Below are 20,180 nucleotides of genomic sequence, written 5' to 3' on the forward strand. Positions count from 1 at the left end.
AACGATGAAATGGCCGAATCATGGGGGACAACCTGAAACAATGAAACAGTTATTTAATATAAAACCGGAACACAAAATGTTGGATTTTAGTGCTAATCTAAATCCACTTGGGCCTCCTTCTTGGTTAAAGCAAGCATTAGAAGAGCAATATGACACACTTGTTCATTATCCCGAACCATCGTATGATCAGAGTCATTTGGCATTAGCGAAGCATGAGGGAATACATAAAGATCAGGTTTTACTAACAAATGGCGGAGCAGAAGCGATTTTTTTAGTAGCGAAATACTTTGAAAAGAAAAACGCATTAATTGTTCATCCAACTTTTTCGGAGTATGAACGAGCGTGTCAACATTATCATTTAAAGGTCGATCATGTTTTTTATGATATCGACAACGAATTTCAATTACCGATGTCGTGCATCCTTGCAAAGCTCCCCGTAACAGATGTAATCTTTTTGTGCAGACCGAATAATCCTACAGGAACGGTTGTGAAAGAGGAAGACATTATCCAATTATTAAAAGCAGGAAAAAAATTTGGTACAACCATAGTTGTAGACGAAGCTTTTGTAGACTTTTTACCAGGTTCGATAGCACCATTAACAAAATGGTTAGCCTCTTATTCAAATATAATTTTGTTGCGATCCCTGACAAAGATGTATACAATTCCTGGACTTAGAGCTGGCTATCTCATAGCTACTGAAAACATCATCCAGACCTTGAAGGATGTGCAAATTCCTTGGAGCATTAACGCTTTAGTAAACTCAATTATTCCTAAGTTGCTAAGTGATACGATGTTTGTTGAGCAAACAAAGCAATGGTTACAAGAGCAATCTCATTATGTAAGAAAAACATTAACGCAATTAGATTTTTACCTTTCTCCTTCAAGTGTTAATTTTTATTTGTTACAAGATCTAAAGCGGCCGCAAACAGATGAGCTTTTTCAATTTTTATTACAACATGGAATCGTTACAAGGCATACGCATAATTTTAAAGGTTTAGACGGGAAGTATATTCGCATTGCCGTTCGTTCAAAAGCTGAAAATGAACAATTTCTCCATTTCCTGAAGAAATGGAGAAATGAATGATGATTTCGTTTATTTCAGGTGGTGCCCGTTCAGGAAAAAGTCAGTTTGCAGAGAAGCTCGCTGTTTCAGCTTTTCATGAAAGAAAAAGTCGATCTGAGAAAGTCTCCTTGTATTACGTTGCAACATCGAAAAGAAGTGATGCTGAAATGAAGGAGCGAATTCGGATTCATCAACAAATGCGAATAGTAGACTGGGAGACAATAGAAGAGCCTTATGACTTTTCGTTGTTCCTTTCTACATGTACGAAACAAGACGTCCTATTAGTTGACTGTGTAACGATTTGGCTAAATAATGTGATGTTTAATCAAAAGTGGGGCATTCACAAAATTGAAGAAACCGTTGACAGATGGATCAAGATTATAAAAGAAAAAGAACTTTATGTTATTTTTGTTTCCAATGACGTGAATGAAGAGCTACCTCATTATTTTTCGCGTGAGGTACTCCAATATGTGTGGACATTGCAACATGTACATAAACGGTTGGTTACGCAAGCTGAACAAGTAATACAAGTTACAGCAGGACTTCCGATTTTTTGGAAGGGGGAAGCATAATGAAACAACTATTGTATGGTTTTTTATTGGCGATTCAGTTTCTTACGAGATTACCTGTTCCGGTCCAATGTCCATGGAATAGAGACACTAGTAGATGGGCAATCCGAAGTTACCCCCTTGTGGGGATGATTATGGCGGTTTTCCTTATGGCCATTCATCTTTTATTGGAGCCGTTTCTTCCTCTATCTATGATGGTACTGGTCCTTTTAACTGCTTGGGTTTGGTTAAGTGGTGGCTTGCATTTAGATGGTTGGATGGACGTGGCAGATGCAGTAGGATCAAACAGGTCGCTAGAAAAAAAGTGGGAAATTATGAAGGATCCCCATGTAGGAAGCTTCGGAATCATTGCACTATTTTTTTTATTAGCTTGGAAATGTCTATTGGTTTATTTACTGATTGATGGAGGCACTCTTATTTATTCCTTTTTATTTGTTTTAGCTTTTTCTCGATTAGGTGCCGTTATTCTTATGCTAGCTCTGCCCACAGCGAAACAACATGGGTTAGCTTGGGAATGGAAAATGAATATTAGCTGGTTTGACGGTTTATGCGCTTTTTTACCTATTGCTATTATTCTCTTTTGGTTTAATGACTTTCTCTTTTTACTGCCAGCATACATATTCTTTTATATTCTCTTCGGTGCATGGATGGCTTATCAATTTAAAGGATCTAACGGTGATTTGTTAGGGGCGGCGATTGAAGGAGGAGAATTATGGGGACTTGCCATCATATGGACTTATTTCTCGTTCGTCATGGGGTAACGACTTGGAATAAAGAGAAACGCTATTTAGGTCAGACGGACGTAAGTGTGATTAAAAGCGAGTTAAATGAGTTAGATGAGTTAAAAAACGAATTAAAAAAGATTGAATTTGACGGTGTCTTTTCGAGTGATTTGCGACGCTGTCAAGAAACATTGTCTTATTTGGAAGTTCCGTCACACAGTTTGATTGATAAGAGATTAAGAGAAATTAACTTTGGAGATTGGGAAGGAAAAACGTATGAAGAGCTCCAGCATGTTCCCATCTATCGGCAGTGGCTAGATCAACGGGAAAGTGTGCGAATACCAAATGGAGAATGCTTTGAATCATTTCAGTCTAGAATTGATTCATTTATAAATGAGCTATTTAAGCGGGAAAGACCATATAATAACGTTCTCGTCTTATCTCATGGAGGCGTTATTCGTTATGTCGTCTCAAAATTGTTACCGCATGTTTCGTTTTGGAGTGTGTCAGTAGAGCATGGACAAGCAATTAAGTTGTCATTTATTTGGCAGGAAGGAGAATGGCTATGCAACTCGTTATCGGAGGTGCCTTCTCAGGAAAAAGAAAAATTGTAAGAAAAATGGGGAAGAGCAGCTGGTTATCTGCATATAATCGTGATCCTTTGTCTAAATGGGATTCTATTTGGGAAAAGGACTCCCTGTTAGTGCTAGAGGGCTGGGAAACCTGGGTAGCACATGAAATCGAAAAAAACGAAAAACTTGCTAACATCCGATTGAGTATAAGAGAGTTCTTACAACAAATGAAAAGGGAAGAGAAAAGAAGAGACAGTGAAATCATTCTTATTGTTTTAGAAGTAGGAAGAGGGATTGTTCCGATTGAGAAGAGGGACCGGCTGTTAAGGGATCTTCTAGGATGGATAGCCCAAGATGCTGTGGAAATTGCCGATGAGGTTCATTATGTTTGGAATGGACTACATCAAAAATTAAAATGATATTCTCTTGACTCATCAAGGTATAATCATAAAAAATCAACGAAAAAATCTCCAATACAATTGTATTGGAGATTTTTTCGTTTGTAGATTGCATTTATTGAACACTGACGAGTTCGACAGGTCCGTGGTCATCACAGTGATCACCATGTACATGGTGTAATCGCCCGTTGACAAGATAGTCCATATGATCTCCGTGAGGGACTAGCTCATGACCGCAATCTGAGTCATGAGAACAACCACAATTCATTGGTACACATTCAACTGGGTTTGTTTCAGATACTGGGATTGTGCATTCATCCCAATGTCCATTATGTTCATGATGAAGATGCCCATTGTGAACATAATCAATATGATCATCATGTTTTATTTTCGTATGACCACACGCGACACTATGCTTATGAGGATGTTTTTCATGAATCGAATGTTCTTGCGCCATGTTGAAACCTCCTTTTACTAATTTATTTTATCTTTTCCCTATAGTAGTTTGATTAAACAGTTTTGTCGGTAACTGTAATGAGGTTGTTGTAAGAGAATGAGCAATGTATAAACAAAATTGTTTCTTTTAAAATAAATCGTAAAATTTACGATTTAGTTCTTGACGGTTATAAGAGCAGCTATGTATAGTAAACAAGTGCAAATAATAATGATTTCGATTTATTTGAATAGGAGTGAATAAATATTGATTAGAAATAAGGCAATTATCCTTTCTTTGTTTACAGTTCTTCTCATTTTTGTAACAGGTTGTAACCAAAGTGAAAGTACTTCTCAATCTCAGAACGACAGTGTGGGGGAAGGGGAAGAAAAGTCGTTAACGATGTTGTTCAGCTTTGCCTCTACAACAATAGATCCTCATCAAGACTGGATGGGAGTGCGTGCAGGCATTGCAGAGACGCTAGTAAAAGTGGATGAAGATCTAGAAATTAAGCCATGGTTAGCGGAATCTTGGGAACAAAACGATGAGAGAACGTGGACGTTTACGATTAGAAAGGATGTCACATTCCATGATGGTACCGCAGTTGACGCAGAAGCTGTTAAAACTTCATTTGAGCGTCTGCTGGAAGTCAACGGAACACTTGGATCCAATCTAAAAATTGCATCCATGGAAGCAAGCGGACAGGAGATTACGTTTACAACGACTGAAGAGTATCCAGCGTTTGTCTCAGAATTAGTACATCCAAATGCTTCTATTATCAAGGTTGATGTAGAAAACATTAGTGAACAACCAATAGCAACTGGTCCATTTCAAGTAGTTGAGTTCACATCAGAAACAGAAATAAAGCTTGAAAGATATGTTGATTATTGGGATGGAGCAGCAAATATAAATGATGTGACAATTAAGTTCAACTCTGATGGAAATGTTCGTGCTCTTGCTCTTCAATCAGGAGAAGCAGATATTGCCTATCATTTGCCTCCTGAAGCACTAGACCCAATTGAAACGAGTGAAAACCTTCTAGTTGAATCGGTTTCGAGTTTGCGTGCGCATTTTATTCTTTATAATGCAGCAAAACCTGCTTTACAAGATGTGAACGTTCGAAAAGCCATTGATCTACTTCTAAATCGTCCCATCGCAGTAAGTGAAATCATGAATGGGCATGCAACAGCGGCAAATGGTCCGTTTAACCCTAACTTTGCATTCGCAAGTGAAGAAGAACCAGAACAGTACAATCCAGCTCAAGCAGAGGCTTTCCTAAAAGAAGCTGGATTTGAGAAAAATGAAAATGGGAAATTAGAAAAAGACGGAGAGGTTCTTACATTAACATTAGCAACGTTTCAAGGAAGACCTGAATTGCCTTTAATGGCTCAATATTTACAAGCAGAAGCGGCAAATATCGGATTGGAATTGAATATTATAACAGTTGAAAATATTGATAGTTACTTATGGGATCAACAAGATGAATGGGATATAGCAACTTATTCTATCTTAACAGCTCCTAGGGGAGACGGTGGATATTTCTTGAATGTTGCTTACTTACCAGAGGGCTCTTTGAATCCAGGTCAAATTAATATTCCAGAGTTAAATGAATTAATCCAACAGTTAAATGTAACAGCTGACGTCGATGAGCGAGTTGCTTTGCAAAAGCAAGCGGTCGAAATCATTCAGGAAGACGTTCCGCAATCATTTATCTTATATCCTCATATCATTGTAGGTGTTAATGAACGCGTCAAAAACTGGAGCCCAGGTACGGAAGAGTATTACCTAATTACAAATAAAATGGACGTAGAATAGCAAAAGAGTGAAAGTGCCTTTTTAAAGACACTTTCACTTTTCTTGTTCGTTTAAAAGATTTCGGCAGGTGAGAAAAATGAAGATTTTATCCATTGTTGGTTCAAGATTTGTCCAGTTACTCATCATGATTTTAGTGCTCTCTTTTGTGACTTTTTTATTAATGAAAATCACACCGGGGGATCCCATTAGAGCCATTTTAAAAGTAGATGATGTTATTTCAACAACAGTAGAAGAAGAGAAATTAAGGAAAGAATATGGTTATGATCAACCGGTATTAGTTCAATACGGTCAATGGCTTTGGAATGTTGCTCAATTTGATTTAGGAGAGTCTGTCATTGCGAAAAGACCGGTACTGGATATGATTATGAGCAGATTGCCAGCAACAGTTGCATTAACGATAGGAGGCATGATTGTACTTTTTATGATTTCCATTCCATTAGGAGTGTTAGGCGCTGTCTATGAAGGTCGATGGCCGGATTATGTAAGCAGGTGGATCGCGATGATGGGAGCTTCCATTCCGAGTTTTTGGTTAGGTTTGTTATTAATTTATGTTTTCTCTTTAACCTTTAACCTTTTACCAGTCATGGGGACAGGAACACTGGCTCATTTTGTTTTGCCATCAATCACACTAGGTATTGCAATGGCCCCAATGTATATTCGCTTATTACGAGAACGACTCATTGCTACATTACAAAGCTCTTATATTGAAGCAGCAAAAGCAAGAGGGTTACGGAAAGAGCGGGTTCTTCTTTTTCATGCCATTAGAGGGAGCCTCATTCCACTCGTTACTATGTTTGGTTTAAGCATTGGCAGTCTTCTTGGAGGAATAACGGTTATTGAGATCCTCTTTTCCTGGCCGGGGATGGGGGAGTTAATAGTAAATGCCGTGATGCAGCGTGATTACCCTGTGATTCAGGGATACATTATTATAGTGGGATTTTTAGTTGTGATATCAAATCTTATTGTAGATGTGATGTACGTATTGATTAACCCGCAAATCAAGCAAGGAAAGGAGGCAGGGTGATGGAAACAGCATTGACCAAAAATTCTCGATTGTTTCGTAACCCTAATCTGAGTATAGGAATAATCCTTGCGCTCTTCCTTGCATGTATTACGTTTTTGGGAGGCGTTCTTGTCCCGCATGATCCTTTTCAAATTGATATGAATAATAGGTTGCAAGGTGTGTCTTCTGGCAACTTACTTGGGACGGACCAACTAGGTCGAGACGTATTTTCAAGAATCATTTATGGTGCTAAGTTGACAATTGGTTTAGGGATGTTTGCCATAATGATGTCTATTTGTATCGGTGTTCCCATTGGACTTCTTTCTGGTTACATCGGTGGAAAAATAGATGCCTTATTTATGAGGATGATCGACGGCATTTTAGCTTTTCCTGACTTCATACTTGCCATTGCCATTGCTGGAATGTTAGGTCCTAGTTTAACCAATATTATTATTGCAATTGTGTTAGTCAGATGGATTGTTTATGCACGTGTTGTTCGCGGATTAGTCTTGGCCGAAAAAGAAAAAGAGTATGTACTCGTGTCAAAAGTTTCTAATTCGAGCTCGTTCAAAACGATTCGTATGCATTTGCTGCCGCAAGTGATGCCAGACATTATTGTCATGGCAGCGATTGACGTCGGAAAAGTGATTTTACTTATTTCCGCATTATCCTATATCGGTCTTGGAGCACAGCCACCACTTCCAGAATGGGGGGCCATGCTTAACGATGGACGAGGGTATTTTCAAGTTGTCCCTTCTTTAATGATTTATCCTGGACTTGCTATTATGTTAACTGTCTTATGTTGCAATTTACTAGGTGATGGACTGAAAAGTTACTTTGATATTCGAAAAGGGGGGAATGGTTTGTGAGCGAATTTCTACTGTGTATTCAGAATTTAAATATTCAGATAAGATCTGGGGAAAAAACTCTTTTAAGAAACGTCAATATTGAGGTGAAGAAAGGGGAGGTTGTGGGACTCATCGGGGAAAGCGGAAGTGGAAAAAGTTTAACGGCTAGAGCCATTATGGGTCTGCTTCCACATGGAATGAATCTAAATGGTCAGATTCTATTTAAAAATGATGACTTAGTAAGTCTCTCTGCAGAAGCACATCGTCAACTTTTAGGAAATGAAATTGGTATGATTTTTCAAGATTACCGTGGGAGCTTTACTCCATTTATAAAAATAGGAAAGCAAATGGTCGAGACCATTTGTACGCATCAAAAGGTTCGAAAAAAAGAGGCGCAAAGTATAGCTTTGCAAGTTCTTGATAAAATGGGTTTGGAAGCAAACCGAGTCTTCTTTAGTTACCCGTTTCAATTAAGCGGTGGACAATTGCAGCGTGCTTCGATTGCAATGGCTATTTCACTAAAACCCTCATTATTAATATGTGACGAAATGACAACAGCACTTGATGTAATGAATGGTGAAAAGGTATTGCATTATATAGATGAAGTTCGCAGAGAAACCGGTTGTGCAGTGTTAATGATTACGCACGATCTAGCTCAAGCATATAAACGAACGGATCGAATGTATGTGATGAACCAAGGAGAAATTGTTGAAGAGGGACTACCCGAACAAATTCGTTGTCACCATCAACATCCATACACGAAAAAGCTGTGTTCTTGTTTACTTGCTCTTCCTGGAGAAACATTAATAACGGATGAAAGAGTGATGTCTGGATGAGTTTAGTTGTAGAAGGTCTTTCCAAGCGCTATTCCAAAGGAGTTCAAGCATTGAATTCAGTCTCCTTTTGTGTCAATGAAGGGGAATGCATAGGAATTGTAGGAGAGAGTGGCAGTGGGAAAAGTACGTTGGGTAGAATTTTATTAGGATTGGAAACGTATAAAGAAGGCAGGATTACTTATCATGGTAAGCCAATAGCTCCAAGGAAACGTTCTGATTTAAGGCAGTTTCGGAAAAGAGTTCAAATGGTCTTTCAAGATTCGACAAGTACGTTGAATCCAAAATTACCAATTTGGAAAAGCATACTTGAGCCATTAGATAACTTTAAGGAAATCACTCCCTCTTTTATAAAAGTAGAAGGTCTTTCAAGAAAAGAAATAGCTCAAGAACTTTTAGAAATAGTTGGATTAGAGAAAGACATGGTGGATCGTTATCCGGGAGAGTTAAGTGGAGGACAAAAACAACGTGTGAGTATTGCAAGGGCTATCAGTATTGAACCATCCCTTCTTGTATGTGATGAACCTACAGCTAGCTTAGATGTTACAGTACAAGTGCAAATTTTACGTTTGTTGAAACAGCTTCAACAACATACGAATATGACCATTTTATTTATTTCTCATGATATAAGGGCGGTTTCCTTTTTATGTGAGAAGGTAATGGTACTAAAAGATGGCTTCATGGTCGATCAATTTGAGTTATCACAATTATATGATGACAAACGCCATCATTATACGAAGGCTTTAATTCAAGCAGCAAGGATTGATTAAAGAACGAAAGATAGATAGATTGAGGGAGAAACATATGAAGCTAGCGACATCGTCTTCACTAGAATTAAAAGAAACAAAGACTTTTACTCATAGAGAGTATTTAACACTGGCTATCCCTCTTATTATTTCAGGGATCTCCACTCCGATATTAGGTGCAGTTGATACGGCTGTAATTGGTCAAATTCCTGACGCGGCTGCTCTTGGTGGAGTAGCAATAGGAGCGGTCATTTTTAATACGATGTATTGGTTGCTTGGCTTTCTCAGAGTAAGTACAAGTGGATTCACGGCACAAGCTGAAGGGGCAAACAATCAAATGGAGATGCTATTATCTTTCCTGCGACCAATGATGATCGCTGTTTTGTTTGGTTTGCTTTTTATCATCTTGCAGAAACCTATTATACATGTAGCTTTACAAGTATTTGGTGGAAGTGAAGCAGTATCTAGTTTTGCTGCTGATTATTTTTCTATTCGAATATGGGGGGCTCCTTTTATTCTGCTAAGCTATGTAATGATCGGTTGGTTGATTGGAATGGGTAAGGTTCGGTTAGCTTTAGCCACTCAGATTACGATGAATCTTTTAAATATCATTTTAGATATTGTTTTTGTATTAGGATTAGGAATGGGCGTTACAGGAGTAGCGTATGCGACCGTTATTTCTGAAATCAGTGCTGTTCTGTTTGGAGCATGGGTGATTTTTCAAGCAAATAGGGACAAGATCTCACAAGTAAACCAGCAAATGTTACTAGAGTCGAAACCTCTTCTAAAGATGCTGAGAGTAAATAGAGACTTTTTCTTGCGGACCGTTTGTTTATTAGTTATGACCGGTGTCTTTACAGCAAAAGGTGCAAGTATGGGAGAAGTAACACTAGCAGCCAATGCAATTTTACTACAAATTCATTATATTATGGCTTATTTATTTGGCGGGTTTGCAAATGCTCGAGTATTCTTGTTGGAAGAGCGATAGGAGGAAAAAACCTCTCACTTTATAAACGTGCATTTTCGTTATCTGGACAATGGGGATTTGGTTCGGCGATTTGTTTGTTTTTTGTTATCTTGTTGTTGGGTGAATCGATCGTTGCATTATTTACGACGTTACTAGATGTAAGGCTACTAGCTAACGATCTACTAATTTGGTTGTTCATCTTTCCATTTGTGGGATTTTGGGGATTACAATTAGAGGGGATTTTCTCTGGAGCTACAGAGGCCAAATCTGTTAGAGACTCCATTGCTCTTGCATTAATTATATTTTCAGCAGCAATCTGGTTCTTTGTACCGATTTACGAGCAGCATGGAATTTGGTTGGCTTTTGTCTTGTTTAGCTTCGGGCGATCCTTCTTTTTATCATTGTATGTACCAAGATTAACAAAGACTAAATTTTAATCAGTGCTGTTTGTTTTTGTAATAGAGGGGTAGGAAGACGGGGAACGGATTGGTTACGCTTTTAGAGAAACGAGAAAAGCTATAGGGGTGTCCTAAAAGACTGAAAAATGCCTTTTAGGATACCCTCCTTTTATATAATAGATAAGAAAAACCCACCAGCAGCGCCTGCTAGGACAATTACCCAAGCTGAAGCTTCCAAAAGACCAACATACTAAACAAAATGGCAGCAAAAGCAAAGTCTTTTGCTGATAAAATGGAACTCGTCCAAATCGGATGATATAGAGCAGCGATTAAAATGCCAACAACAGCAGCATTTACACCCATTAAGGCACCTTTAATCTTAGGGTTCCGTCTTAGTGAATTCCAAAAAGGCAGTGTACCTATAATGAGGAGGAAAGCTGGTAAGAAGATAGCAACTGTTGCTAAAAGCCCACCTTGCCATCCATTTATAACAGCACCAATATACGCAGCAAACGTAAATAAAGGACCTGGTACAGCTTGGGCGGCACCATATCCAGCCAGAAACTCTTCTTCACTCAACCAGCCAGTTGGAACAAATTCTCGCTCAAGTAAAGGCAAGACAACGTGTCCACCTCCAAAGACGAGGGAACCAGCTCGGTAAAAACTATCGAACATTGCAACCCAACTAAGATTTGTCATTTCTCTAAAAATAGGCAAAGCAATTAGTAAACCAAAAAACAAGGTCAAACAAATTACTGCAAAGCGATGCGAGATCGGAAATGTAACAGGTTCTGAATCATCGTCAATTACATGTTGCCTATATAAAAGATATCCAATAAAACCAGCGACAAGAATAACCCCAACTTGAGTGAAAGCTGTTTGCCAAAGCAATGTCGTGACAACAGCAAATAATGCAATCGTTTTTCTTTTTACATCCGGAGTCAAATTTTTAGCCATACCTAAAATCGCATGAGCAACGACAACGACGGCAACAATTTTTAAGCCGTAAATCCAGCCTGCCTCTGTAAATCCAAGGCTATGTAATAACAATGCAAACACAATTAAAGCGATAACCGAAGGAAGTGTAAAACCTAGAAACGAGACAATCCCTCCTAAAACCCCCGCCCGCATGACACCAATTCCAATACCAACTTGGCTACTCGCAGGACCAGGTAAGAATTGACAAAGCTACTAAGTCAGCATAACTTTTCTCATCCATCCACTTTCGTCTGCGAATATATTCATTGTGAAAATAGCCTAAATGAGCCACTGGTCCACCGAAAGAAGTGAAGCCAAGCCTTGTTGAGACAAGAAAAATTTCGATCAATAACTGTAATTTATTCGTTTTTTTCTCTTCCACCTTTGATCACCTTCCTTATTTCTTAATTTCCTTAAATAACTCATAAGCTTTTGTCCGAGCTTCTTCCAATAACATTTGCCCTTTTGCTGTCGTTGAATAATACTTTCGAACCTTTCCATCCACTTTTTGCTCTGTTTTTATGAGCAAGCCATTTGCTTCCATGTTATGAAGGATAGGGTAGAGAGTTCCGGCGCTTAAGTCGTACCCATGTTCTTTTAATTCTTCCAACATCCACAGGCCAAATATGGGTTTTTCATTTGCGTGATGCAAAATATGTATTTGGATAAAGCCTAAAAATAGCTTCCTTAAAACTCGATCACTCAAACAATTCCTCCTTAACTTTTCATTATCGAAAACCGATATTACAACGGTAACAAATTGAACTGAAAGGTTCAATAAAGAGACGAGAAAGTTAATAAAACATTTACATAAAAAAACTCTCTCTCCTGATCAAAAACAGGTTGAGAGAGCACTTCTGTTAAGTGTTTGGAAAAAGTTGTTGTAAATCTTTCTTGAATTCAGGATGGATTTGGATTTGAGCCCGAATTTGTTGGACCATTTTTTCTGCTTGTTCGACCGTTTCTGCCATCCCTAGCTTAATCAATACCCCAATGGCCACACTACCTGTGCGGCTTTTACCACCTTTTCAATGAAGGACAACTCTTTTGTTGTCTTTAAATGCTTCGACTACGAACGAGATGGCTTTTTCTAAGTTCTTTAGTTGGTTCCTCTCCCCGTCTACTAGAGGAATGTGAATCCAGTCTATTTGTTCATTAGGAACAACACTATCTGTAGCTTCAGCACGAAGGTCAACAACATAAGTAATAAGCTCTGAATCTGTTATGTTGCTTACTTCTTTTTCTCCACACATAAATATCCCTTTAATTAACGACTTGAAAATCAGACAATATCAATCACCTCTATTATATTTTAGCTAGTTTCTGGGTTTGTGACAACTTGACTATTTCCATTATCATAAAAATGTAAAGCAAACGACAAAATTCTTGTTTTTGCGTTTACATTCTATTAACAACACGACTATACTGTTAATAGGAGGTTGATCATCAATGTCTACAAAAGTTACGCCTCAATACATATTGGATTCAAAACAGATGTGTCAACAGTCTGGAATGGATCCGAATGAAGTTAGAAAACCGAGTGTAAACATGACAGCTCATCAATTAGAAAAAAAACAGAAATCATATAGAGAAATTTTAGAAGTAGTTAGCTTCTTCTCATATAAACTGTTGCATGCTTTAAAAGGTACTCCTATTTTAGTCGTGATTTCAGATGAAAAGGGCTTCATTCTTGAAATGGTTGGAGACGAAACGATTAAAACGACAGTTCAGCAATTAGGAATCAAGTCAGGAGCCCAGTTTACTCAGCATGATATGGGGACAAATGTCATTAGTTTAGCCTTGCAACAGCGACACCCTATTCAACTAATTGGTGATGATCATTATCATAAATTTCTACATGGTACAGCCTGTTATGGTGTTGCTTTTCATTATACGGATATGGATAACCTGTTAGGTAGTATATCGATTATGACAACAGTTGAATTACAAAATCCATTATATTTAAATATGTTGTCCAATATCGTTGATTCGATTGAGCGCGAGCTACTACTAAGAAAACAAAATAGAAAATTGAATATAATGAACCAAATTATGCTCAGCCGGACTAGAAACGCAATCATCATTACAGATGTGAATGGAAAGGTAATCGAATATAATCAATTTGCTGAGAAACTTTCAGGATTTTCGAGAGATGAAATAATAGGAAAAGATATATTTAATTCAGCAATTACAGGAAAGTATTTCGAACAAGTCATACATTCTCAAAAAATATTTAAAGATGTTGAAATGAAATTTACAAACAATCGTGGTGAAACGATCATTTGTTTATTTGATGCACAACCCATTTTTGATAATCAAAATGCAAAGATGGTCGGTGCGTTTGCTCAACTCCGTGATATTACAGAGCGTTATTTAATGGAAGAAAGATATAATTACTTAGCTTTTCATGATGAACTGACGGGGCTACCTAATAGACGTTATTTTTATCACGAACTTCATAAACTATTTGAAATAAGGCAAGAAGTTGTTGAAGATATTGCTCTTTTATTAATTGATTTAGATGGTTTCAAAGTAATTAATGATACATTTGGTCATAGCAATGGGGATCAATTACTTAAATCGGTCACAAAGAGGTTGAGAGATTGTTTAGAGCCTGAAGATCTCCTAGCGAGAATTAGTGGCGATGAATTTATTATCCTATTAAAGAATTATCAAACTGAACATAATGTTACGGCAGTAGCTGATAGACTCATTAAAGAGTTTAATCATCCATTTACGATCAACAATAACGAATTTCATACGACAGCAAGCATTGGGATTGCCTTCTATCGTGTTGATGATGAAACAGACATTGAAGACTATATGGTCCAAGTAGATACAGCAATGTATAAGGCAAAAGCTCATGGGAAAAACGGATATACGATTTTTAGACCTGAAATGTACAAAGATTCAAGTGAGGAGCTTTTTCTGGAAACACAACTTCGAAAAGCAGTTGAACAAAATGAATTCGTTTTGCATTATCAGCCACAAGTAAACATTCATACGGGAGAAATGATTGGATTAGAGGCTTTAATTCGATGGGATCACCCAGAGGTGGGAATGATACCACCTTGCAAATTTATCCCTTTAGCGGAAAAAACGGGGTTAATTGTTTCGATTGGTGAATGGGTGTTAGAAGAAGCTTGTCGTCAAAATAAAGAATGGCAAGAAAAAAAGATTCTTCCTAAAGTAAAGGTATCTGTTAATTTATCTACTCAACAGTTTATAAAACAAGACTTAGTTGATGTAATGAAAGAGACTCTTAAAAAGACAAACCTTGATCCGCACTGTTTAGAGGTGGAAATAACGGAATCAATGGCTATGGACTTTAGCAGAGCAGTAAAAGTGCTAAATGAAATAAGTGAACTTGGTGTTTCTATTAGCATGGATGATTTTGGAAAAGGGTATAGTTCTCTAAGTTATTTGAAACGATTTCCAATTCATTCTCTAAAAATTGATAAATCGTTTGTTAATGATATTTTAGTAGATGAAAATGATGCAAAGATTGTTGGCACGATCATTGCTATGGCTCATGGATTAGGTATGAAAGTAATAGCAGAAGGTGTAGAGAATAAAGAACAACTTCAGTACTTGAAAGAGCAAAACTGTGATCAAGTTCAAGGCTATTATTTTATGAAACCATTATCACCTTATGAGCTAGAAGCTAATCTGGATCAGATGATAAGAGATTTTCAAAACAAAAAATAACGTACGAGGAAGATGAGACGTAGATGGAAAAAGTTGCGGCAATACTAGCAGATCACTTTAAAAAGTGGGGAATAACTCATGTTTTTGGTATACCAGGAAAAGCAGTAGTACCTTTATTGTTAGCGATTGATCAAAAAGAGATTGAGTTTGTGTTAAGTAAGCATGAAAGTGGAGCCGGTTACGAAGCAACAGGTTATTCGCTTTTGAGCGAAAAGATAGGTGTTGCAGTTGGGACATCAGGACCAGGAGGAACTAATCTTATTACAGCAGCTGCACAAGCAAAAGCCTCTCATATTCCCATTTTAATTATTACAGGCCATCCATCGATGAAAGATACCGGAAAAGCGCAAGGGCAAGATTCCACGCTATTTGGTACAGATTTAGTGGATTTGTTCAAACCTGTCACTAAATTCAGTGCAAGAGTAGAAAGAGGAGATTTACTGAAAGCTTATTTAACACATGCTCTGGAAAAAGCTTACTCAGGTGTCAAAGGGCCCGTGCATCTAACCATTCCCGCAGATGTGTTAATGGAAGAAATTCAGCCCTTTTCAATTAATTTGCCAATTCCGCAAGAAATGCTTTCTCCTAAGCTGCACGAGGTCATTGACTTACTAGAAAAAGCTCAGAATCCTGTTTTGTTTTTAGGAAAAGGTGTTCACTCTAGTAAAGCATATGAAGAAATAAGGTTGTTGGCAGAACATTGGAACATTCCAGTTGTAACAACTCCGGGGGGGAAAGGGACTTTTCTGAGTCGGCACCCACTGTCATTAGGGGCTTTTGGTCTAGGAGGAACGGAAAAAGCACATCATTATTTTAATTTAGGCATTGACCTTATGGTTGTTATGGGCACAAAATTAAGTGACATGTCTTTAGCAGGTTTACATAAAGAGATTTATCCCAAACAGGTCATTCATTTTGATTATGAGCAAACGTTTGTAGGGAAATCATTAGAAGTACCTACTCTATTTGTCTCGGGTGATATAAAAGCAAACGCAAAGGAAATATTACGTATTGTCCGTGCGAAAGACAATCAATTTGATCAAATGGATCCTGAAAAAATGAGCTAGAATTAGAAGTTGGGGAAGAACAGGAATCATTTATTTCAGCTAGGAAGGCGATTTCCGTTATGAATCATGTTCTTCCGGAAGAAAGCATTCTTTTCGGAGATGATGGAAGTCACACATTTTATGCGATTCAAGGGTACGATATAAAACGAACAGGTACTTTCTTTTTTGATGACGTGTTTGGGGCAATGGGACATGCTATAGGGTATTCTATTGGTGCAAAATTGGCTGCACCAAATAAAAAAGTGATCTGCTTAACCGGTGATGGCTGTATGTTAATGCAAGGAACAGAAGTATCGACAGCAGTAAATGCACACGCGGCTGTGATTTTTATTGTTTTGAACAACAGTGTATTGGATATGGTAGATAAAGGGATGAAAGCTCATGTAGGTAAAGCTGTTGGGACAGCTTTAGAATCACCAGTCCAAATTGCAAATTTCGCTGCGTCTATGGGGGCTACCTCTTATACATGTAGAACTTCTGCACATTTAAAGGAGTCCCTTGAACGAGCATTAGAACGAGAAGAAACAACCGTAATTGAAGTAATTGTGGACCATAATGAAATCCCGCCGACTATGAGGAGGGGATGACAGGGAGTGAAGTAAATGACACAAAAAGATGAAAGATATAAAAAGGGAATGGAAGTACTTGGAAAATTAACCGACGAAACGAACTTAAATTTACTAAAAAGATTTAATGATATAAATTCTGACTTTGAAGATATGATGATCTCATTTGGATACGGAGAAATTTGGACGAGAGACCAATTAGATTTAAAGCAAAGAGCATTAATTACTTTGTCGTCCTTAATTACTCAGGGAGCCTTTGACGCATTACGTTTTCATGTAAGAGCAGCTTTGCATGCTGGGTTAGAGCCTAAGGAAATTGTTGAAGTGGTTATTCATTGTGCTGCATATGCTGGATTTCCTAAATCGGTAACGGCTTTTCCAATTGTTATGGAAATTTTTGAAGAAGAAGGCATTAAATTGGAAGGCAACAATGAATAACGCAAAAAAACATACTTGTTGTATAGACGACAGCAGGTGTGTTTTTTTTGTATTTACATGAAACCATTTCCCGGTGAATAATGTCGATGATTGAAGAAGCAGAAGAAGCATATCTTTCGGTTAGATTGCAGACATTGTAAAAAAGAACAAGTATAATACATTTAATGATGTTAAAGAAATAGGAGCTAAAAACATGTATCGTAACCTAGAAGAATGTATTTTGGATTTAGAAAAACATGGTCAATTAGTACGAATTAAGGAAGAGGTTGATCCAGACCTTGAAATGGCGGCTATTCACCTAAAAGTTTTTGATGCAAATGGTCCAGCCCTGTTATTTGAAAATGTGAAAGGATCCAAATTCCGAGCCGTATCCAATCTATTTGGGAACATCGAACGGAGCAAATTTATTTTTCGTAAAACGTTAGAAGCAACACAAAGTGTGATTGCCCTACGAAATGATCCGATGAGTGCTTTGAAAAATCCTTTCAAGCATGTTAGTTCAGGGATAACGGCAACAAAGGCATTGCCGCTCAAAAAATCAACAAGTGCCATGTCAGACTTTAAAGAAATTGAAATATCGGATCTGCCTCTTATCCATCATTGGCCAGACGATGGTGGAGCATTTATTACGCTGCCTCAGGTGTATTCTGAAGATCCTACTAAGCCTGGCATGATGAATGCTAATTTAGGAATGTACCGTGTCCAGCTTAACGGAAATGAATATGAGGAAAATAAAGAAATTGGATTACATTATCAAATCCACCGGGGGATTGGGGTACATCAAGAAAAAGCCAATCGACTGGGCAAGCCTTTAAAGGTAAGCATTTTTGTGGGGGGGCCACCGGCTCATACGCTTGCTGCAGTCATGCCTCTTCCAGAAGGGCTTAGTGAACTAACATTTGCTGGTCTGTTATCTGGCCGTCGTTTTCGTCATACATATGTTGACGGCTATTGTATTAGCCTGGATGCTGATTTCGTCATTACGGGGGAAATTCACCCTGAAGAAACGAAACCAGAAGGTCCTTTTGGTGATCATTTAGGATATTATAGTTTAACGCATGATTTTCCTGTTATGAAAGTTCATAAAGTATATGCAAAAGAACAAGCAATTTGGCCGTTCACAGTTGTTGGTCGTCCTCCGCAAGAAGATACGGCGTTTGGCGATTTGATTCATGAAATAACAGGTGATGCGATTAAGCAAGAAATTCCAGGAGTGAAAGAGGTACATGCTGTTGATGCGGCAGGAGTACATCCTCTTTTATTTGCAATCGGAAGTGAGCGTTACACACCATATCAAAAAGTCGAACGGCCAACGGAACTACTAACCCAATCCAACCGGATTTTAGGCACGGGTCAATTGAGTCTTGCAAAGTATTTGTTTATAACTGCAGAAGACAAAGAACCTTTAGCCACTCGAAATGAAGAGGCATTTTTAGCGCACATGTTAGAACGAATAGACTTAAAGAGAGATATTCATTTCCAAACAAATACGACCATTGATACGCTAGATTATTCAGGTACAGGATTAAATACAGGTAGTAAAGTGATTTTTGCAGCTTATGGTGAGAAGAAAAGGGAGTTGTGTGAAGAGGTACCAAAGCCATTGAAAAACTTCACCAATCCTAATGTAATTATGCCTGGTGCTGTGGCTGTCGAAGCTCCTCCATTTACTTCATATGAGAATGCAGAAGAGGAAATGAGAGGTATAGCTAAAGAAATCGAAAAACAAGGTCCGCTCACAACTTGCCCATTTATCATTTTATGTGATGATAGCACGTTTGTAAGCGAGTCGATGCACAATTTTCTCTGGGCAACCTTTACACGTAGCAACCCATCACATGATATTTATGGAGTAAAAAGTTTTTATGAATATAAACATTGGGGTTGTGAGAATGTCATCATTGATGCACGAATAAAGCCACATCATGCTCCTCCTCTTATTCCAAACGAAGAGGTAATGAAGAACATTGAACGTTTTTTTGTTGAAGGGGGCAGTTTAGGTCGCCTTGTTAATTAGGTGGGAAAACCCTTGAACTAATGTAGTTGGTTTGAGGGTTTTTCTCGTTTCTTGCAATAGATGAAAATCTTCGAGCTTAGAAAGGTGGTTTGTGATAAAGATCACAGCGAAAGCCTTCATTCACTAGTAATATAAACGTATAGAAAGTTTACTTTCTATTTCGAAAACGGGTTTTAGGAGGCGGGTCTATAATGAAGTTTAATATTCGTGGTGATAATGTTGAAGTGACACCAGCTATACGAGAGTTTATCATGAAAAAAGTTGAAAAATTAGAAAAATATTTTGATGGAGCTATTTCTGCGGACGTTCAAGTGAAATTAAAAAGTATATGATAAAGACACAAAAGTTGAGATCACCATTCCGTTAAAATCGTTAGTTCTTAGAGCAGAAGAGCAACATATAGATATGTATGCTGCCATTGATTTAATTGTGGATAAGCTAGAGCGTCAAGTTCGTAAATATAAAACGAAAGTAAATAGAAAGCCTAGACAAACAAAAGCTAGCCAAAAAATCGATGCAGCGGTTATGCTCTTAGAGCCTGAAGTTGACACAGTGGAGGAAGAAGCGTTCCAAGTCGTACGAACAAAAAGATTTCATTTAAAACCGATGGATACAGAGGAAGCTATTTTACAAATGAATATGTTAGGTCATCAATTTTTCGTATATACCGAAGCAGAATCACTTGAAACTCATATTGTGTATCAAAGAAAAGATGGGAAATATGCCATTATCGAAATAGAATAATGAAAGTAAAGCATCTTGACTTCAGTCAAGATGCTTTTTTCCAGTGAGTGAAGGCAAGGAGTTTATTTTAGTAGTTTGTACCTTGGATTTGTTGTTCAGCCATTTGAACTAAACGCTTCGTAATTTCTCCACCTACAGAGCCATTGGCACGTGCTGTGGAATCTCCTCCAAGTTCAACACCAAATTCTTGGGCAATCTCATATTTCATTTGATCAAGGGCTTCTTCCACGCCTGGAACTAAAAGGTTGTTGTTATTGTTTTGTGTCATTTCTAATCACCTCTTTTTTTAGTTTCG

At 37.9% G+C, this 20,180-nt stretch carries 22 protein-coding genes and 2 pseudogenes; 18 read left to right on the forward strand and 6 right to left on the reverse strand.

Annotated features, from left to right (window positions below; all coding sequences use genetic code 11):
* The first annotated feature begins 4 nt into the window (after positions 1-4).
* The 5 genes from cobD to JCM9140_RS02660 are packed head-to-tail and all read left to right on the forward strand — an operon-like array spanning position 5 to position 3,345.
* A complete protein-coding gene (gene cobD / locus JCM9140_RS02640) occupies positions 5-1,084 on the forward strand; it encodes a threonine-phosphate decarboxylase CobD (RefSeq protein ID WP_034741971.1) in 1,080 nt (359 codons plus the stop codon).
* The gene (locus JCM9140_RS22250; RefSeq protein ID WP_081727536.1) at positions 1,081-1,635 is read left to right on the forward strand and encodes a bifunctional adenosylcobinamide kinase/adenosylcobinamide-phosphate guanylyltransferase; all 555 of its coding nucleotides are present in this window, start codon (positions 1,081-1,083) and stop codon (positions 1,633-1,635) included. Before cobD ends, JCM9140_RS22250 begins: the two co-directional genes overlap by 4 nt.
* Positions 1,635-2,393 (forward strand): adenosylcobinamide-GDP ribazoletransferase, encoded by a 759-nt coding sequence (gene cobS / locus JCM9140_RS02650; RefSeq protein WP_034741974.1) that lies wholly within the window; start codon positions 1,635-1,637, stop codon positions 2,391-2,393. Before JCM9140_RS22250 ends, cobS begins: the two co-directional genes overlap by 1 nt.
* On the forward strand, positions 2,345-2,968 hold the full coding sequence (locus JCM9140_RS02655; protein WP_081727537.1) for a histidine phosphatase family protein: 624 nt from the start codon (positions 2,345-2,347) through the stop codon (positions 2,966-2,968). The genes cobS and JCM9140_RS02655 overlap by 49 nt, the downstream gene beginning before the upstream one ends.
* The gene (locus JCM9140_RS02660; protein ID WP_034741977.1) at positions 2,920-3,345 is read left to right on the forward strand and encodes a bifunctional adenosylcobinamide kinase/adenosylcobinamide-phosphate guanylyltransferase; all 426 of its coding nucleotides are present in this window, start codon (positions 2,920-2,922) and stop codon (positions 3,343-3,345) included. The genes JCM9140_RS02655 and JCM9140_RS02660 overlap by 49 nt, the downstream gene beginning before the upstream one ends.
* A 94-nt stretch (positions 3,346-3,439) precedes the next feature.
* Here the strand turns inward: JCM9140_RS02660 and JCM9140_RS02665 are convergent, their stop codons facing one another.
* Entirely contained in the window at positions 3,440-3,781 is a 342-nt protein-coding gene (locus JCM9140_RS02665) for a hypothetical protein (RefSeq protein ID WP_034741980.1), read from the reverse strand.
* Positions 3,782-4,024: 243 nt separating this feature from the next.
* Here JCM9140_RS02665 and nikA point away from each other — a divergent pair, with 243 nt between their 5' ends.
* The 7 genes from nikA (at position 4,025) to JCM9140_RS25085 (ending at position 10,406) form a co-directional block, all read left to right on the forward strand.
* Positions 4,025-5,572 (forward strand): nickel ABC transporter substrate-binding protein, encoded by a 1,548-nt coding sequence (gene nikA / locus JCM9140_RS02670; RefSeq protein ID WP_052002017.1) that lies wholly within the window; start codon positions 4,025-4,027, stop codon positions 5,570-5,572.
* Positions 5,573-5,648: 76 nt separating this feature from the next.
* Positions 5,649-6,596, forward strand: a complete 948-nt coding sequence (nikB, locus tag JCM9140_RS02675; protein WP_034741986.1) for a nickel ABC transporter permease — start codon at positions 5,649-5,651, stop codon at positions 6,594-6,596.
* Entirely contained in the window at positions 6,596-7,444 is an 849-nt protein-coding gene (gene nikC / locus JCM9140_RS02680; RefSeq protein WP_034741989.1) for a nickel transporter permease, read from the forward strand. The genes nikB and nikC overlap by 1 nt, the downstream gene beginning before the upstream one ends.
* Positions 7,441-8,259 carry an ABC transporter ATP-binding protein gene (locus JCM9140_RS02685; RefSeq protein ID WP_034741992.1) on the forward strand — a complete coding sequence of 273 codons (819 nt, stop codon included), beginning with the start codon at positions 7,441-7,443 and terminating at the stop codon, positions 8,257-8,259. The genes nikC and JCM9140_RS02685 overlap by 4 nt, the downstream gene beginning before the upstream one ends.
* Positions 8,256-9,026 carry an ABC transporter ATP-binding protein gene (locus JCM9140_RS02690; protein ID WP_034741994.1) on the forward strand — a complete coding sequence of 257 codons (771 nt, stop codon included), beginning with the start codon at positions 8,256-8,258 and terminating at the stop codon, positions 9,024-9,026. The genes JCM9140_RS02685 and JCM9140_RS02690 overlap by 4 nt, the downstream gene beginning before the upstream one ends.
* 34 nt (positions 9,027-9,060) lie before the next feature.
* Positions 9,061-9,990 (forward strand): MATE family efflux transporter, encoded by a 930-nt coding sequence (locus JCM9140_RS02695; RefSeq protein ID WP_369384388.1) that lies wholly within the window; start codon positions 9,061-9,063, stop codon positions 9,988-9,990.
* Positions 9,969-10,406 carry an MATE family efflux transporter gene (locus JCM9140_RS25085; protein ID WP_369384391.1) on the forward strand — a complete coding sequence of 146 codons (438 nt, stop codon included), beginning with the start codon at positions 9,969-9,971 and terminating at the stop codon, positions 10,404-10,406. Before JCM9140_RS02695 ends, JCM9140_RS25085 begins: the two co-directional genes overlap by 22 nt.
* A gap of 130 nt (positions 10,407-10,536) precedes the next feature.
* Here the strand turns inward: JCM9140_RS25085 and JCM9140_RS02700 are convergent.
* The 4 genes and pseudogenes from JCM9140_RS02700 to JCM9140_RS22255 form a co-directional block, all read right to left on the reverse strand.
* Positions 10,537-11,727 (reverse strand): annotated as a pseudogene (locus JCM9140_RS02700) (chromate transporter).
* Between the two features lie 15 nt (positions 11,728-11,742).
* On the reverse strand, positions 11,743-12,051 hold the full coding sequence (locus tag JCM9140_RS02705) for a PadR family transcriptional regulator (RefSeq protein WP_034741996.1): 309 nt from the start codon (positions 12,049-12,051) through the stop codon (positions 11,743-11,745).
* Between the two features lie 154 nt (positions 12,052-12,205).
* The gene (locus tag JCM9140_RS23500; protein WP_166485445.1) at positions 12,206-12,346 is read right to left on the reverse strand and encodes a protein-tyrosine phosphatase family protein; all 141 of its coding nucleotides are present in this window, start codon (positions 12,344-12,346) and stop codon (positions 12,206-12,208) included.
* 27 nt (positions 12,347-12,373) lie between these two features.
* Positions 12,374-12,598: a dual specificity protein phosphatase family protein gene (locus JCM9140_RS22255; protein WP_052002018.1), complete on the reverse strand. Its 225-nt coding sequence runs from the start codon at positions 12,596-12,598 to the stop codon at positions 12,374-12,376.
* Positions 12,599-12,794: 196 nt separating this feature from the next.
* On the opposite strand from JCM9140_RS22255, the gene JCM9140_RS02715 reads away from it, so the two are divergent.
* The 6 genes and pseudogenes from JCM9140_RS02715 to hpf all read left to right on the forward strand — a co-directional run bounded on the left by JCM9140_RS02715 (position 12,795) and on the right by hpf (position 19,885).
* Positions 12,795-15,053 (forward strand): EAL domain-containing protein, encoded by a 2,259-nt coding sequence (locus JCM9140_RS02715; protein WP_034741998.1) that lies wholly within the window; start codon positions 12,795-12,797, stop codon positions 15,051-15,053.
* A gap of 23 nt (positions 15,054-15,076) precedes the next feature.
* A complete protein-coding gene (locus JCM9140_RS25090; RefSeq protein ID WP_369384389.1) occupies positions 15,077-16,120 on the forward strand; it encodes a thiamine pyrophosphate-binding protein in 1,044 nt (347 codons plus the stop codon).
* Between the two features lie 59 nt (positions 16,121-16,179).
* Positions 16,180-16,707: a thiamine pyrophosphate-dependent enzyme gene (locus JCM9140_RS25095; protein ID WP_369384390.1), complete on the forward strand. Its 528-nt coding sequence runs from the start codon at positions 16,180-16,182 to the stop codon at positions 16,705-16,707.
* Positions 16,708-16,722: 15 nt separating this feature from the next.
* A complete protein-coding gene (locus tag JCM9140_RS02725; protein ID WP_034742001.1) occupies positions 16,723-17,124 on the forward strand; it encodes a carboxymuconolactone decarboxylase family protein in 402 nt (133 codons plus the stop codon).
* A 193-nt stretch (positions 17,125-17,317) separates the two neighbouring features.
* A complete protein-coding gene (locus tag JCM9140_RS02730) occupies positions 17,318-19,141 on the forward strand; it encodes a UbiD family decarboxylase (protein ID WP_034742004.1) in 1,824 nt (607 codons plus the stop codon).
* Between the two features lie 191 nt (positions 19,142-19,332).
* A pseudogene (gene hpf / locus JCM9140_RS02735) lies at positions 19,333-19,885 on the forward strand (ribosome hibernation-promoting factor, HPF/YfiA family).
* A 67-nt stretch (positions 19,886-19,952) separates the two neighbouring features.
* Here the strand turns inward: hpf and JCM9140_RS02740 are convergent.
* Positions 19,953-20,153, reverse strand: a complete 201-nt coding sequence (locus JCM9140_RS02740; RefSeq protein ID WP_034742007.1) for an alpha/beta-type small acid-soluble spore protein — start codon at positions 20,151-20,153, stop codon at positions 19,953-19,955.
* Positions 20,154-20,180 lie beyond the last annotated feature (27 nt).

This window comes from Halalkalibacter wakoensis JCM 9140, assembly GCF_000513095.1.
Lineage (GTDB): Bacteria > Bacillota > Bacilli > Bacillales > Bacillaceae_D > Halalkalibacter > Halalkalibacter wakoensis.

Coding starts and splice junctions, on each gene's coding strand:
- cobD (WP_034741971.1), top strand. CDS start 5: ATGAAATGGCCGAATCATGGGGGACAACCTGAAACAATGAAACAGTTA.
- JCM9140_RS22250 (WP_081727536.1), top strand. CDS start 1,081: ATGATGATTTCGTTTATTTCAGGTGGTGCCCGTTCAGGAAAAAGTCAG.
- cobS (WP_034741974.1), top strand. CDS start 1,635: ATGAAACAACTATTGTATGGTTTTTTATTGGCGATTCAGTTTCTTACG.
- JCM9140_RS02655 (WP_081727537.1), top strand. CDS start 2,345: ATGGGGACTTGCCATCATATGGACTTATTTCTCGTTCGTCATGGGGTA.
- JCM9140_RS02660 (WP_034741977.1), top strand. CDS start 2,920: ATGCAACTCGTTATCGGAGGTGCCTTCTCAGGAAAAAGAAAAATTGTA.
- JCM9140_RS02665 (WP_034741980.1), bottom strand. CDS start 3,781: ATGGCGCAAGAACATTCGATTCATGAAAAACATCCTCATAAGCATAGT.
- nikB (WP_034741986.1), top strand. CDS start 5,649: ATGAAGATTTTATCCATTGTTGGTTCAAGATTTGTCCAGTTACTCATC.
- nikC (WP_034741989.1), top strand. CDS start 6,596: ATGGAAACAGCATTGACCAAAAATTCTCGATTGTTTCGTAACCCTAAT.
- JCM9140_RS02690 (WP_034741994.1), top strand. CDS start 8,256: ATGAGTTTAGTTGTAGAAGGTCTTTCCAAGCGCTATTCCAAAGGAGTT.
- JCM9140_RS02695 (WP_369384388.1), top strand. CDS start 9,061: ATGAAGCTAGCGACATCGTCTTCACTAGAATTAAAAGAAACAAAGACT.
- JCM9140_RS22255 (WP_052002018.1), bottom strand. CDS start 12,598: ATGTGTGGAGAAAAAGAAGTAAGCAACATAACAGATTCAGAGCTTATT.
- JCM9140_RS02715 (WP_034741998.1), top strand. CDS start 12,795: ATGTCTACAAAAGTTACGCCTCAATACATATTGGATTCAAAACAGATG.
- JCM9140_RS25090 (WP_369384389.1), top strand. CDS start 15,077: ATGGAAAAAGTTGCGGCAATACTAGCAGATCACTTTAAAAAGTGGGGA.
- JCM9140_RS25095 (WP_369384390.1), top strand. CDS start 16,180: ATGAATCATGTTCTTCCGGAAGAAAGCATTCTTTTCGGAGATGATGGA.
- JCM9140_RS02725 (WP_034742001.1), top strand. CDS start 16,723: ATGACACAAAAAGATGAAAGATATAAAAAGGGAATGGAAGTACTTGGA.
- JCM9140_RS02730 (WP_034742004.1), top strand. CDS start 17,318: ATGTATCGTAACCTAGAAGAATGTATTTTGGATTTAGAAAAACATGGT.
- JCM9140_RS02740 (WP_034742007.1), bottom strand. CDS start 20,153: ATGACACAAAACAATAACAACAACCTTTTAGTTCCAGGCGTGGAAGAA.